Origin of the sequence: Tepidibacter mesophilus (assembly GCF_002724055.1) — a bacterium.
Classification (GTDB): Bacteria; Bacillota; Clostridia; order Peptostreptococcales; family Peptostreptococcaceae; genus Tepidibacter_A; species Tepidibacter_A mesophilus.
The window spans coordinates 95,861-110,798 of the sequence record NZ_BDQY01000002.1 but is presented as its reverse complement, the minus strand read 5'-3'; the positions used below and the strand labels follow the sequence as shown (position 1 = coordinate 110,798).

Annotated in this window: 11 protein-coding genes and 1 other RNA gene; 2 read left to right on the top strand and 10 right to left on the bottom strand. The window is 29.1% G+C overall.

The features are described from left to right. The first annotated feature begins 51 nt into the window (after nt 1-51). A complete protein-coding gene (locus Tmeso_RS02315) occupies nt 52-588 on the top strand; it encodes a peroxiredoxin (protein WP_099187842.1) in 537 nt (178 codons plus the stop codon). A gap of 41 nt (nt 589-629) precedes the next feature. Here the strand turns inward: Tmeso_RS02315 and Tmeso_RS02310 are convergent, their stop codons facing one another. Together Tmeso_RS02310 and Tmeso_RS02305 are read right to left on the bottom strand one after the other, a co-directional pair. Beyond that, nucleotides 630-1,202: an indolepyruvate oxidoreductase subunit beta gene (locus tag Tmeso_RS02310; protein WP_099187840.1), complete on the bottom strand. Its 573-nt coding sequence runs from the start codon at nt 1,200-1,202 to the stop codon at nt 630-632. A 15-nt stretch (nt 1,203-1,217) separates the two neighbouring features. Beyond that, complete coding sequence (locus Tmeso_RS02305) at nt 1,218-3,005, bottom strand: thiamine pyrophosphate-dependent enzyme (RefSeq protein ID WP_099187838.1); 1,788 nt, start codon at nt 3,003-3,005, stop codon at nt 1,218-1,220. 203 nt (nt 3,006-3,208) lie between these two features. Between Tmeso_RS02305 and Tmeso_RS02300 the strand changes: the two genes are divergently transcribed. Then, nucleotides 3,209-4,144 carry a DUF362 domain-containing protein gene (locus tag Tmeso_RS02300; RefSeq protein WP_099187836.1) on the top strand — a complete coding sequence of 312 codons (936 nt, stop codon included), beginning with the start codon at nt 3,209-3,211 and terminating at the stop codon, nt 4,142-4,144. Nucleotides 4,145-4,167: 23 nt separating this feature from the next. On the opposite strand, the gene Tmeso_RS02295 is transcribed toward Tmeso_RS02300, so the two are convergent. The 8 genes from Tmeso_RS02295 to Tmeso_RS02260 form a co-directional block, all read right to left on the bottom strand. After that, nucleotides 4,168-4,509, bottom strand: coding sequence for a hypothetical protein (locus Tmeso_RS02295; RefSeq protein WP_099187834.1), 342 nt, complete (start codon nt 4,507-4,509; stop codon nt 4,168-4,170). Nucleotides 4,510-4,569: 60 nt separating this feature from the next. Next, nucleotides 4,570-7,266 (bottom strand): Eco57I restriction-modification methylase domain-containing protein, encoded by a 2,697-nt coding sequence (locus tag Tmeso_RS02290; RefSeq protein ID WP_099187832.1) that lies wholly within the window; start codon nt 7,264-7,266, stop codon nt 4,570-4,572. 64 nt (nt 7,267-7,330) lie between these two features. After that, nucleotides 7,331-8,239, bottom strand: coding sequence for a patatin-like phospholipase family protein (locus tag Tmeso_RS02285; protein ID WP_099187830.1), 909 nt, complete (start codon nt 8,237-8,239; stop codon nt 7,331-7,333). 100 nt (nt 8,240-8,339) lie between these two features. Beyond that, nucleotides 8,340-8,680, bottom strand: an RNA gene (gene rnpB / locus Tmeso_RS02280) — RNase P RNA component class A. Between the two features lie 80 nt (nt 8,681-8,760). Next, on the bottom strand, nt 8,761-10,035 hold the full coding sequence (gene eam / locus Tmeso_RS02275) for a glutamate 2,3-aminomutase (protein ID WP_099187829.1): 1,275 nt from the start codon (nt 10,033-10,035) through the stop codon (nt 8,761-8,763). A 396-nt stretch (nt 10,036-10,431) separates the two neighbouring features. Further along, nucleotides 10,432-12,294 carry a monovalent cation:proton antiporter family protein gene (locus Tmeso_RS02270; protein ID WP_099187828.1) on the bottom strand — a complete coding sequence of 621 codons (1,863 nt, stop codon included), beginning with the start codon at nt 12,292-12,294 and terminating at the stop codon, nt 10,432-10,434. 416 nt (nt 12,295-12,710) lie between these two features. Then, complete coding sequence (locus Tmeso_RS02265; RefSeq protein ID WP_099187827.1) at nt 12,711-14,120, bottom strand: carbon starvation CstA family protein; 1,410 nt, start codon at nt 14,118-14,120, stop codon at nt 12,711-12,713. A gap of 107 nt (nt 14,121-14,227) precedes the next feature. Further along, nucleotides 14,228-14,938, bottom strand: a complete 711-nt coding sequence (locus tag Tmeso_RS02260) for a LytR/AlgR family response regulator transcription factor (RefSeq protein WP_099187826.1) — start codon at nt 14,936-14,938, stop codon at nt 14,228-14,230.

Here is a 14,938-nt window from a genome sequence, read left to right as displayed (position 1 = left end):
ATAAATATATTGAGATTGATAATAAATTTCATTTATATAGGAGGTATTTATATGGAAAGAATGGTAGGTTTGAAAGCCCCTGATTTTAAAATGCAAACAGCATTAGGTGATGGAGAAAATTTTGGAGAAGTTTCACTTGATTCTTATAAAGGTAAGTGGGTTGTTATGTTTTTTTATCCGCTTGATTTTACTTTTGTTTGCCCAACCGAAATAACATCTTTAGATAATAAATACGATATATTCAAAAAATTTAATGCGGAGATTCTAGCTGTAAGTACAGATAGCATTCATTCTCATAAAGCTTGGATAAACTCATCTAAAGATATGGGCGGGCTCGGAAAACTTAGATTCCCTATAGCTTCTGACAATACTCATAGTGTTTCTAAAGACTACGGAGTATATATAGAAGAAGAAGGTATCGCACTAAGAGGTTTATTTATAATAGATCCTGATGGTGTATTACGATATTCTGTTGTTCATGATTTAAACATAGGTAGAAGTGCTGATGAAACTCTAAGAGTTCTACAAGGGCTTCAAGCTGGTGGGCTTTGCCCCGCGGATTGGAATCCTGGAGATGAACTTTTATAGATAAAAAAATCGCCCTAGAATTATAATTCTAGGGCATTTTTTTATCTATAATCATATCCAATATTAAAAGCTTTTATATTGTGGTCTATAAATTTTTCTGGAACGTTTTTTTTGATTATTTTTTCCCAAGTTTCTTTTTTTATGTCTAATTCTTTTGCCATAATTCCTATTAACACAGTATTCCCTACTTTTGTATTTCCCAGTTCTTTTCCTACTTTTATAACATCTATATCAACTACACTACATTTTTGTTTTAAATTATCTAACATTCCTTCTGGATATTCTTCTATCTCTTGCTGAATACTAGTTGATGGTATTCTATAAGTATTAACAATAGCCAATCCATTACCTTTTATCATGTGAGCATATCTGTATCCCTCCATAGGCTCCATGGCAAGTAATATATCACACTCTCCATGAGGAATATTTGGAGAATATACTTTACTATCTATTTTAACACTACCATAGACTTTACCACCTCTTTGAGATAATCCTATAACATCATTAGTTTTTACATCATATCCTTCTTCTAGAGCTGCTTCACTTATTATTTTAGTAGCTATAACTAGACCCTGACCTCCAACACCTGCTATCAATATATTTTTTTTATCCATTTCAATCACCCTTTATTATTTATTCTTTAAATCATCATCTGGCTTAGATCTTTTAATTGCATTAACCGGACATACTTGTGCACAAATAGAACATCCAACACACATATCTGGATCTATAGATGATTTTAATTTATCGTGTCCCTCATATTTTCTCATTAATAACGGCGGACAATTAGTTTTAATACAACTTCTACAACTAATACAAATATCTGGATCTACATAAAAATGAGGATGTCTCATTCTATATTGAAGTGCACAAGGTCCTGTAGCAACTACTATAGATAATCCTTCATGTTTTATTTCCTCGTCAATAACTTCTTTTGCTTTTTTATAACTATATTGATTTAATACTTTAATTCTTTCAAATCCTATAGTTTTAAGTAGTTCTTCTATACTTACATCCATTTGTTTATCAGAACTTGCATTTGGCTGTCCACCTGTCATTGCAGTAGTTTTATTGTCTAAAACTATGATTGTCATATTTGCATTCTCATCTAATTTATGCATCAAATTGATAAATCCAGGTACACCCGAATGAAAAAATGTTCCATCGCCAATCATTGCAACTATAGGCTTTTTATTCCCAGATAAATCCCAAGCTTTTCTCATTCCCTTAAGTATGCTAACACCAGACCCCATACTCATATTTATGTTATGTACTTCAAAAGGAGGAAGTACACCCATAGAATAACATCCTATATCTCCAATAACATTTACTTTAGATTTTTTAAGTATGTCATAAATAGGTCTATGAGGACATCCCGAGCAAAATTGTGGAGTTCTTGATGGAACTTTTAATGCTTGCTGTTCATTAAATTTTGTTTCTTTTATTACCCCTGCCTTTTGAAGACCTTTTTCTACATCTTCAATTTGTATTTCTCCAGTAAATGAAAAGTATTGTTTTCCTTCACAATTTATACCATTTATTTTTAACTCATTCTCTATAAAAGGCATCATTTCTTCTAAAATTATTATATTTTTATATTTTCGACTTAGTTCTTTCATTTTATTAATAGATATTGGGTAAACAAGACCCAACTTATATATAGAAGCATCTGGATCTATTTCTTTTAGATGTTGATACACAAGACCCGAAGTTATTATAACTGTATCTGTTCCTTCTTTTTCTTCTAATCTATTTAAATTAGTATTATAAGCATAATCCTCTAATCTTTGAAGCCTTTCCTTCATAAAATACTGTGCTTTATCTGTATACGGTGGTAACATACAGTATTTATACGCATCTTTTTCAAAAGGCTTAGTCTCAATATCTTTTCTTTCTTCTAAGTTGACTACACTCCTATTATGGCATAATCTGCTTGTTATTCTAAGCATAAAAGGAATGCTGTAGTTTTCACTTAATTCCAGTCCTATTTTTGTATAATCTTTAGCTTCTTGAGAATCACTAGGATCTAATATTGCCACATTTGCAAACTTCCCAAATATTCTGTTATCTTGCTCATTTTGAGAAGAATGCATTCCAGGGTCATCTCCAGTAATAAGCACAAACCCTCCATTTATTGTGCTTTGTGTAAATGTCATAAGAGGATCTGCACAAATATTAACACCTACATGTTTCATACTACAAAGTGATCTTACCCCTCCAAAAGATGCTCCCATAGCTACTTCTAACGCAACTTTTTCATTCGTTGAGAATTCACTATACACTTCCTCATACTGATTCATATTTTCTATAATCCCAACAGTAGGAGATCCCGGGTAACTAGATGCTACTAATCCACCTGCTTCATAAAATCCTCTAGCTATAGCTTGATTTCCTGTCAACACCACTTTTTCATTCATAAATTTCACAACTCCTTGTTATATAATTAGACATTTTTCTGTTCTTATTATATGTTTATTTTATTACATTTAATCAATTAATACCCATAAGCTTACATTCATAACAATATAATTTGTTAAAATTTATATTGTTGCATTAATTATATTATTACAGGTATCTATATAAATTTTTTGGATATTCTAATTTAAGGAGGAGGTTTTCTATGAGAAATAGTAGACGAATAAAAGATTGTATAGTTTCTATAAGTCAATCGAAGAATGAAAAAGACTCATTAAAAGATGCACTAGATATGCTTCCTATAGAGGATATGATAAAAAATAATGATACAGTAGTCATAACCCCTAACTGGGTCAAATCTAAACAACCATCAACAGCTACAGTAATAGGCCCAAATACTTTAAAATCATTAATCCAATATGTGAAGACTTATAATCCTGCAAAAATATACATAGCAACAGGTTCTGGAGGAGATGAAACACCAGATGTAATGAAGTTTGTAGGTTACGATAAGGTAATTGAGGATGAGCATGTAGAGTTTGTAGACTTAAACTATGGACCATATACAACAATAGACTTAGATCATAATATAATCCCAAGTACTAAAATTAATAGGTTGATAGACGAAGTTGATGTGTTAATATCATTCACACAGCTTAAGCAACACGAAGAAGCTACTATGAGTGCTAGTATCAAAAATATAATGCTTAGTTGGCCTCCAGCTGGCGTTCATGGATTTCCAAAAAAGAAATTAGGTATACATGAAGATTTACATGGTTTTATAGTTGCAATGTCTAAGAAAATACCAATAGATTTAAGCATAATAAGTCTTGATAAGACTATGATAGGAAACGGACCAAGCGAAGGAAAAGCAGTAGATACAGATGGTCTTATAATAGCAGGTACAGATCCTGTTGCTTGTGATACTGTTGCAGCTAGAATGTTGGGATTTTTGCCACAAGCAGTTAATTATTTGTACAGGCTGTATATGGATAAGGTGGGAGAAGCAAAGCCTGAGAATATGATATTAAAAGGTCTTCCTATTGCAAAGGCAGAAAAAATTTTCTCAAAAGCCGCTTATAATCAAGAGATAGTTATAGATAAAAACGGGATTAAAAATATTCATGGAAACCAAAAATAAGTTGAAAACATTATGTTTTCAACTTATTTTATTTCATCCATAGATTCAACTATAGTAACCTTACTATAAAAGAATTTTTTTTCTAATTTGCTTAATTGCAAATTTTCTTTTATTCCTATTTTATCTAATATGTATATTCTTTTAAATCCACTCTTCATGAATTTTTTAAATATATTTTTCATAGAGCTCTTTTCATCTGTTTCAAATTCGTGTGGCTGTACAACCAAATTGTATCTTGATGTTTTTATTTTTTTTATATTTTCTTTATACTCCATAAAAAATTCATTTACATCTTCCTTTGATATATTACCACCTACATTTATTAAAAACATTCCGTCTGTTTCACTAACATTTATTTTAAACATACAATACCTCCCTTTTAAGTCTCTATATATATTTATGAAGGAGTGTATTATATATTGCTACTATTTTATAATTTTCTTTAGTACGTTTAATCTATTTTTAGAATTGTATTTTTTACCTAATATCTTAATATTGATTTCATAGTTTTTACACTTTTCATACATAATCTCGTCTATCTTATTTAAGTCTATACTTTCAATATTTTTTATCATTGATATAATACTTTGTACATATGTGGTTATCTCATCATATAATTCATTCATATTGTAGAGTCGCCATGGCTCATTTTTAAAGAGAGAAATACTATAAATATGTCTTAACATAATTATTTTAAATTCATCACAATTGTATAGATTGGATATATAACTGATAGATTTTTTCCTATTTATATGCATATTGATAAATTCACTCTCAGATATCATACTTTTAAGTTTATCTATATCTACAATATTTAAATCATCATATATTATACGTAGATCCTCTTTATTTAAATCAAGTGCATCTATAATAATGTAATCTACTTCTAATTCCAATCTATGTATCTTTTCTCTCAACTTTAATATATCAACACACTTATTATAAAAATGTTTTATAGGATCTTTTTTATCATAACTTTTTTCGTTTTTTATAGCCTCGATATTTATCTTTAAAGAAATTATTTTTTTTCCTATATCTTCTATTCTATTGTATTGAAAATTCTTGAATATACCTAGATCCATTATAGAATTAGGATAATAATCGTATACACGTGAACTTATTTTTTTTGCAAACATTTTAAAATAAAACTCATATACCTTTGAATTTAGCAAAGTCACTATATATTCTAAAGAAAAAATTTCCTCATACATATCTTTTATATAAAAAGAATATACATCTGCACTACAATAATATTTATTTTTATCAATTGCAAATTTATTATACGAAGCTTTGTAAGGATACATTATCTTATCCTTTTCAAAACACCTATAATCTCTACCCCATTGAAGCTCGTACCATTTTCTTATATTTTTTTTACACTCTCTTCTATTCATCAATCTTTGCTTATACTTTCCTATATATTCTAACGCATTGCTATATTTAGATTCATCTTCAATAAAATCTGAATATATTATGAACAAATCATTATCTTCGATAAGGTATGTATTTATATTCTTGTTTTTAATCCATTTTCTAAGTATACTTTTTTCTATGTTATTATCCTCAACCTCTTTACTGTTTAATACAAACGCTTTATCACATCCACTTATTATCCCTTGAAAACTTTCAGCTATATTTTTTAATTTATAATCTGAGTTTTGTTTTATTTTATTATAAATATTGTATTTAATATCAGATACAAGAATCCATCTATCATCTTCAAGATTTGATTTCTTTAGATTGAATTTTTTAAAATAATTATCATTTATCATAGCTTGAAGACTTGTATCAATATAAAAATTCAAATTATCATTCTTAAGCTTATAAACGGATATAGTATCAATATCTAGTTTTTTCTTAAATGTAAATATGGCACTAGCTACACCTACACCCTTAAATACCTGATTCCCATAAAAATCTACTATTTCTAATATACTACAATTATTTTTCATATATTTTCTAAGTAATTTCCCACTAGGGCTTTCTATAAAATATCTAGGAGTTATTATACAAGCTTTTCCATCCATATGCAAAACATCTAGTATTCTCTTATAAAAACAATAATATAAATCAGATTTATCCTTGAATACTTCTCTATATTCATCGATTAACCATTTTTTGTAATTATTGTCCATTTTTTTACTTCCAACATACGGAGGATTTCCTATAATATAATGATATTTATTGCTCCAAAATTCTCTTTCTTTAATATACCTATCCATTTCCCATTTAACCAAACTGTCTGAACTTATAATATTAATGTCGCAACTAAAATTTTTTATATCTTTTATAATCAAATTAACAATAGTAATATCTATGGCAAATTTATCAACATCAGATCCATATATACAATTTTTTAACAAATGATAGTGTACATTTTCATTTTTCCAATAATCTAAACCCGTAAGCTTTATGTCTTTGCCTCTTTTTTTTATAGTATATATTTCATCCTTGTATACCTCTCTAAGAATACTTAAATTCTGAATAAACTTGTTTCTTAACATATCATAAGCTTTTATGATAAAATGTCCACTTCCGCATGCAGGATCTAAAATTTTTATAAAAGGTTTTTTTACTATATCTTCATTAACAATAGTCTTATTTAAAATATAATCTATTATAAAGCCAGGCGTATAAAACTGCCCAAGAGACTGTCTAATCTCTTCATCCATAAAAACTTCATATAAATCTCCAAGTATAGTATTATCTACACTATGTAAATAATCCACATTTAATTTTATTTTATCTATTGTCTCATACATAATGCATAATTCATTCTCACTCAACTGGGTTTCACTTAAATTTATCTCTTCACAAAACAAATTCAAATCTTCATAGTTTTCTGTATTTTCAAGATAAATTTTTAATATATCTTGAAGTTTATTGCCTATAATAAATCTATTCTCATCATAAATCCCTTCGAGTTTAAAATTATTATTTTGAAATATTCTAAACAAAAAAACCTTATTAATAAAAATATAAGCCTGCCTAAACGCCAAAGATTTATCACAATTTTTATATTTAATACTTAAGATTCTCATATATATACCAGTTAACTGTTTGTGCATTTTTTTAAATCTAAATACTAATTTTTCTTTAGTAAAACTCGATTCATTGCCCATATAGCACTCCTTAGCATTATTTGTTTAAATAAATTATACTACAGCTAATTTATTTAAACAAATATCAGAACCATTTATTATTAATCCAATCATTTACAAATTTTATATCACAACTATTTGCAACATTAATTAAGTAAGGGATTTCTTTATAATCATCTAGATCAACAACCTTTGAAATTTGAGGATTTACTCTTAAGAAATTATCCCTTAATAATTCACGACTATAGTAACTATCCGCATCCATATTTCCATCAAACAATATACTAAGGAGTGGATATGGCGGATTTTGATTGAGACCCCACTCAATAGCTCCCCATTTTCTCGTATCTCCTTTCACATCTTTATGATTGAATCCAGTTCCAATAGATAAAATCCTCATATCCTCAAGTTTTTTATTAGCTCCATTTACATTCTTAGATACACAAATAGAGGCTAAGCTAGGATTATTCGCTATAATTCCTCCATCTATATGTCTTTTATAAGATGGAAAGTACACAGGTGCTGCACTACTGTATAGAGCTGCATCTATTACATACTCAGTATCCGTTCCCATCCCTTCAAAATTAGTATAAAACATCGGCTTCCAGCTTCCATTATCCTTACTTATAACTTCAAAACTCGGTATCAGTACCTTCTTTTTTAAATCTTTTAATTTTAAATTTTTAGGGAATACACTCATAAGCACTTCCTTTAAATGCTTATTATTATATTTCGGTCTAAAAAGTTCATTATATTTAGGCGAAAATATATATTTACAATTAACCATAGAGTAAATATTTAATATTTCTTTGACAGACAACCCATAGGCAAGACCTAATGCTATAAAACATCCAGTTGATGTACCAGCAAATAAATCTGTACTTTTTATTAATTTAGGATTTTCTTTTTCTAATCTTTGAAGTATAGTAGCACTAAGAACCCCCCTTATTCCGCCCCCATCGAATGCCATTATTCTATATTTTTTCTTAGACATAAAAATCCCCCCCTCTAAAGCATCTTAGTATTATCATATGCTTAAGAGAGATATGTGGTGAGATGCAAAAAAAGACCCAGCAAAAGCTGAGTCTTTATTTAAAATGAGCAAATCTATAAGCCGAGTTCTGTCTTGAATAGTTATCTATCTAGGCCTATTGTTACCAATAGGCTCAAGCGACCTACCTACGGAAAGGGAACGAGCAACTCCCTTTTCTAGTTCCTACTTGGTCTTGCTCCAGGTGGGGTTTACATAGCCAACTAGTCACCTAGTTGCTGGTGAGCTCTTACCTCACCTTTCCATCCTTACCATAATAAATTATGGCGGTTTATTTCTGTTGCACTGTCCTTAAAGTCACCTTCACTGGGTATTACCCAGCACCCTGCTCTACGGAGCTCGGACTTTCCTCGTGTTTGCACACGCAACTATCCGACTTACTCATCATTTAATTTTTCAACAAAATATATTATATCACAATATATTATTATTGTCAAAGACTACTTATGAAACTAACAATTCAATTAAGCTAAAGAATCCATATAAGTTAAGTGTTCTTTTATATCTACAGAAGGATGATTCTCATACTTTACTATTTCACCTTCCCAAGTTCTTATCATTACAAAATCTTTTCCTCTCGATATTAAGTATTGAGGAAGTATAGGAGTTTTACCTTTTCCTTTTGGAGCATTAACTATATAAGTTGGAACAGCCATTCCAGATGTATAGCCTCTTAGATACTCCATTATCTCAATTCCATCATCTATAGAAGTATTAAAATGAGTAGTCCCCTTAACATGCTTCGCATGGAATATATAGTAAGGTCTTACTCTACACTTTAATAGTTCGTGATTTAAACATCTCATAACAAACTTATCATTATTTATACCATTTAATAATACCGCTTGATTTCCAAGAGGTACTCCAGCATTTGCAAGTTTCTCACAAGCAGTCTTAGTCTCCTGTGTAATTTCCATAGGATGATTAAAGTGTGTATTTATAAATATAGGATGATATTTTTTAATCATATCACAAAATTCATCAGTAATTCTTTGAGGCATAGTAACTAGTGTTCTACTTCCAAGTCTTATATAATCAACATGAGGAATATCTCTTAATTGACTTATTATCCACTCTAAATAATCATCATTTAACGTAAGAGGATCTCCCCCTGTTATTAGTACATCTCTTATTTCTTCATTGTCTCTTATATAATCTATAGACTCTTGTATAACTTCTTTAGACTTAGCTTCATCACATTGACCTATATTTCTTCTTCTTTGACAATGCCTACAATACATAGCACATTCGTTAGTAACATTTATTATAAGTCTATCAGGATACCTTCTAGTTATACTTCCGGCCGGATTTGTAAACTCTTCTCCCATAGGATCTAAGTCATCTACATCATCTTGAATCTCTATAAATTCAGGTATAGACATAAGTTTTATAGGATCAAATTTTTCTTTTGGATCTATTAAGCTTAAATAGTATGGAGATACAGCCCATCTGAATTGTTTTCCTACCTCTTCTATTTTGTTGATTTCTTCATCTGTTAAATCCAGTATTTTAGATAGAGTATCCACATCTCCGATTCTATTAGATAGTTGCCATTTATAGTTATTCCAATCTTCCTCTGTTCCTCCAAGAACAGATAGAATTTTATTTTTTCTCTCAATTAGATTTTCTTGATTTTCTAAGCCCTTAGGTATAGTTTTTTTGACTTGTAGATAATCCTCGATTCTACCCTTTAACTCCTCAGCTCTTTTTAATGAAATCTTTCTCTTATTGTTTTCCATATAAAACCTCCTTGTATTACATTATTTATTTTAAATATGAAAAATCATACTGTTGTAACATTTTCATAGTTGATTATAAGTTGTTTCTATTTATATAAAAAATTACACTATAAAATTTTTATAGCTTAATTAAGTTATGAACCCGACGTTTTGCGACATTTTTCGACATTTAACCAGTCAATTATTGTTTATACAGTTCTAATTATGCTTATTCACTTAGATTAATTGAATTTAGACATTGTATCTAGGTAAGAATTTCATCAAGATTTGTAAATTCTAATTCCGAAACGTTTAAAGTTAAAGTTCGTCTATTAATTATACCATCATTAATATTAAAAGTAAATATATTAATTTACATACAAAAAAATAAAACAGCTATTTATATAAATAGCTGTTTTATTTTATTCTTCCAAGAATATTTTTTGCTTTTTTCACATTATGACTTTCCCCAACAATCATTATAAGATCACCTGGTTGAAGTATATTATATCCATGAGGTATTATTTTTTCACATCCTCTTAATATTGATAGAATTAAACAATCTCCTGGTAAAACTACCTTGTTTAATGGTTTAAGGAAGTATTCTTCATTTTCAAGATATACTTCTTCTATTATAAAATCATCTTCTTCAACAAATAGTAAAGAAAACGCCTTTGGATGTATTATAAAATGTTCCGCCATAAACGCAGTTGCAAACTCTGGAGATACACTCATAGCCCCGTATAAGGCCTCTCCTTTAGGTATTGACTGGCTATTTGTTAAAAGTATTATATGCTCTATACCAAATTTCGTCTTACATATTCTGCATATTTCTGTATTCATATCTTCTATACTTTTTGCAACAACAACAGTATCTGCTTGTTTTATTCCTATTTTCTCAAGCCATTTAACATCAGTTGCATCTCCTAAATATACAGTTTCTCCAATCTCAGTTATCTTATCAAATTGAGATTTATTATATGTTATGAAACTCAAATTCATTTCAAATTTCTTAAGTCTTCTAGCAAGTAACATACTCTTATCATTAATACCTATTATAAATACATTTTTTTTGTTTTTTAAATTTACTTTAGGCATCATCTGATTGAACACAAGAGGTGAGAAAGTACAAGTTATTATAGCTACCAAAATAACTGCACCATTAGTTTCTTCTTTTATTAGCCCAAGCTTTAACCCAATTGCACTTGCAGCTATAATAAGACTAAGTCTTGATGATAGCAAAAATCCAGCTGCTATACTCTTTTTCATAGAAAAATTAAACCTTAGAAGTAAAGATGGTATTATTTTCACTGCATATACAGCAACTAATAAGGCTGGTACAAGGTATATTGATTTTGGATTGCTAATAACAGACTTAATATCAAAATTAGCACCGACCATTATAAAGAATATAGGGACAAAAAATCCATATCCTATCGCATCAAGTTTAACATACAAATCCGATTTATCTTTTTCGTCTAAAAGGGCAACTATAAGTCCAGCTAAAAACGTTCCTAAAATAATTTCAGTACCAAGACTTTGAGCTAAAGCTATAAATATTAATATTAAAGAAAATGCCCCTCTAACCTTTATCTGCGACGTAGTATCTGCTAGTTCTTTTACTATCTTATTGTTTACTACAAATCGAAGTCCCATTCTATAAAAAACAAAGAAAGCAACAAACAATAGCAAAACCAAAAGAACTTCATACGCTGCCTTTGATGTATAAAATGTAACGAAAAACGTTATAAGTACCATAGTTACAAAATCAGATATCAAAGCAGTAAGTAGTATAGTCTGACCGTATTCTGAGTTTATTATATTTTTTTCCTTTAATATAGGAACCACTATTCCTAAAGATGTAGTACTGAGTACCAAACTCATAAGAGCTACATTAGATACAAGTCCAAATACTTTAAAAACATATGATATTCCAAACGATAGAACCAATGTTATAAAGAATAAAATTATAGCTACTAATAACGGTTTTTTATACCATTTAGATTCCAAATTTTTATTAGTTGGCTTCATCAAATTAAAGTCTATTTCAAGACCTGATAAAAACATCAAAAATGCAAATCCAAATGTATATAAGAACTCAAGCTGTGGGCTATCTTGGATTAAATTGAACCCACTCTTTCCTATAATCATCCCCGATAGTATTTCTCCAACCACTATAGGTACTGGTATAAACTTAATTCTAGTTATTAATATAGGCACAAATGTTGCAAGTACAATTATTATTAATAAAGATATATATGAAATAGATGAATGTTCCATATAAATCCCCCTTTCTCTTCTATTTTATAGTATTCTTTTATCAAGCAATATCTATACCAAGTCTGTATATTCATCTTTATTTTTTTAATATTTTTATATTTTTTCTATACCTTGCTGCACTTTATTTTATAATTTTAAGCATATATTCCATGAAGAGGTTCTACATTTCTATTGAAAATACTAATATTTTAAATAAACTTCTAGGTAATCTTCTTTAATAAAATTACCTAAGTTTTAATATAATTATCAATATGTATAAATTATATACTTTATGTATAAAATAATATGTTTTTTAGAAATTAAAAAGGTATGATTCAGTCGAACCATACCTTTTGTTTCATATTGATACACTTATAATTTGATATCCTTTTCTTAGTGTATTAAAACAATACACATGTTTCATTTTAAGACACCGATTAAGCAGCTATTTTATCTTTGTTCTTGTTTTTTCTAGATAAAAACAATCCAAATATTATAAGTCCAAACACTATCCCTATAGGATTTGCAATGCTCGAAGATTGTTTAAATCCTTCTGGTGCTTGTATTATATAAGCCGTTGTTACAATAGTCATAAATACAGCCGGTATGCTTGCAATCCAATGATTTTTATTTTCTTTAGTTAAATAAGCAGCTCCTGCCCATAACATCATCATAGCTAAAGTTTGATTAGCCCAAGAGAAATATCTCCAAATTATATTAAAGTCCATAAATGTGAGCGCTATGCCTATGGCAAATAATGGTAATGCTATTGAAAATCTCTTAACTAAACTATCTTGCTTATAATTTATAGAATCGGCTATGGTAAGTCTTGCACTTCTAAATGCAGTATCTCCTGATGTTATAGGACACGCAACAACTCCAAGTAAAGCCAGTAATCCTCCAAATTTTCCAAGTAAAGAAGTTGATATTTCATTAACTGCAACGGCCGCTCCACCTTTGGCAAGTACAACAGCAAGTCCTTCAGTTCCTCCAAAGAAAGTCATAGCAGCTGCTGCCCATATTAAAGCTATTATTCCTTCTGCTATCATAGATCCATAGAATATTCTTCTAGCTTCACTTTGCTTTCTAACACATCTAGCCATAAGAGGAGATTGTGTAGCATGAAATCCTGAAATAGCACCACAGGCTATAGTTATGAATAAAAATGGGAATATAGGAGTTCCCTTAGGATGTAGATTTGAAACAGTTATTTCTGGTATATGATATCCCTTTACAACTAATCCTCCAGCTATACCTATAGCCATTATAAGAAGAGAGGCTCCAAATACTGGATATATCTTTCCTATTAATTTATCAACTGGAAGTACAGTTGCTAATATATAGTATGCTATTATTACTACAACCCAAAATCCTTTGTCAAATGAAGTTAAATTAGCTAAAAGTCCAGCTGGTCCTGTAACGAATACTACTCCAACTAATATTAACAATACTACTGTAAATACTCTCATTATCTTCTTTACAGTTTCTCCTAAATAGATACCAACTATTTCCGATGCACTAGTACCTTTATGTTTCATAGATAAATATCCTGATAAAAAGTCATGTGTGGCTCCTGCGAATATGCATCCAAATACAATCCATAAAAATGCTGCTGGTCCCCATAAAGCCCCTGCTACCGCTCCAAATATAGGTCCAAGTCCTGCAATATTTAAAAACTGAATAAGAAAAATCCTTGGCCAACTCATAGGTATATAATCTACACCATCTTCCATTTCAATAGCCGGTGTAACTTCTGAATCATCGATTCCAAGAATATTTTCTACAAATTTACCATATATAAAATATCCTAAGATTAAAAGTATAATTGCTGAGAAAAACGTTATCATTATGTTCCCTCCTTAAAATTTAATTAGTTTTAACTAAATTATAATAAAGTTTTTGTTTAAAAATTTAAATTTGGCATGAAATGCAAAAAAAAACACATAAAGTGCATTTATATGCCCATTATGTGCTTAAATTCTTTGATATTTTTTCTACTAACAGGAATTTTAATATCTAAGTCTCTTAATTTAACATTATAAGTGTTGTTAAACCAAGGTATTATCTCTTCTATTTTATCTATATTCAAAATATAAGATCTATGACTTTTGAAAAAATCATACCCCGAAACCTTATTATAAAACTCAGATATACTCATATTAACAGTATATTCTTCACATTTTGTATAAACTAAAGTATCTCTTTCTGATGATTTACAATAATATATATCCTTTATATTTACGACTATCATTTTTTCATCCTTTAAAACAGTTACTCTATCACATATACATTTTTTTTCTTCACAAACCTCTAATCTCTCTATTTTTTTTAAAGTAGTAAGTATTCTTGCTTCAGAATAAGGCTTTAATATATAATCAAATGCCTCCAGTTCAAATGCTTCTATGGCATGTTCTTTATATGCAGTTATAAAAACGATTTTAAAATCTTTATTAAACTTATTTATAACCCTAGCTAGACAAACACCGTCTAACTTTGGCATATTTATATCAAGGAATATAACATCTATATCATTGCTTTCTATAAATTTCAAAGCATCTAGTGAATCATCAAATTCTTTTAATATCTCTATTGAACTAAAGTTATTTATAAAATACTTAAGCTCATCTCTTGAAGGAGATTCATCATCTACTATTATACATCTCAT

Coding starts and splice junctions, on each gene's coding strand:
- Tmeso_RS02315 (WP_099187842.1), top strand. CDS start 52: ATGGAAAGAATGGTAGGTTTGAAAGCCCCTGATTTTAAAATGCAAACA.
- Tmeso_RS02310 (WP_099187840.1), bottom strand. CDS start 1,202: ATGGATAAAAAAAATATATTGATAGCAGGTGTTGGAGGTCAGGGTCTA.
- Tmeso_RS02305 (WP_099187838.1), bottom strand. CDS start 3,005: ATGAATGAAAAAGTGGTGTTGACAGGAAATCAAGCTATAGCTAGAGGA.
- Tmeso_RS02300 (WP_099187836.1), top strand. CDS start 3,209: ATGAGAAATAGTAGACGAATAAAAGATTGTATAGTTTCTATAAGTCAA.
- Tmeso_RS02295 (WP_099187834.1), bottom strand. CDS start 4,509: ATGTTTAAAATAAATGTTAGTGAAACAGACGGAATGTTTTTAATAAAT.
- Tmeso_RS02290 (WP_099187832.1), bottom strand. CDS start 7,266: ATGGGCAATGAATCGAGTTTTACTAAAGAAAAATTAGTATTTAGATTT.
- Tmeso_RS02285 (WP_099187830.1), bottom strand. CDS start 8,239: ATGTCTAAGAAAAAATATAGAATAATGGCATTCGATGGGGGCGGAATA.
- eam (WP_099187829.1), bottom strand. CDS start 10,035: ATGGAAAACAATAAGAGAAAGATTTCATTAAAAAGAGCTGAGGAGTTA.
- Tmeso_RS02270 (WP_099187828.1), bottom strand. CDS start 12,294: ATGGAACATTCATCTATTTCATATATATCTTTATTAATAATAATTGTA.
- Tmeso_RS02265 (WP_099187827.1), bottom strand. CDS start 14,120: ATGATAACGTTTTTCTCAGCAATTATACTTTTAATCTTAGGATATTTT.
- Tmeso_RS02260 (WP_099187826.1), bottom strand. CDS start 14,938: ATGAGATGTATAATAGTAGATGATGAATCTCCTTCAAGAGATGAGCTT.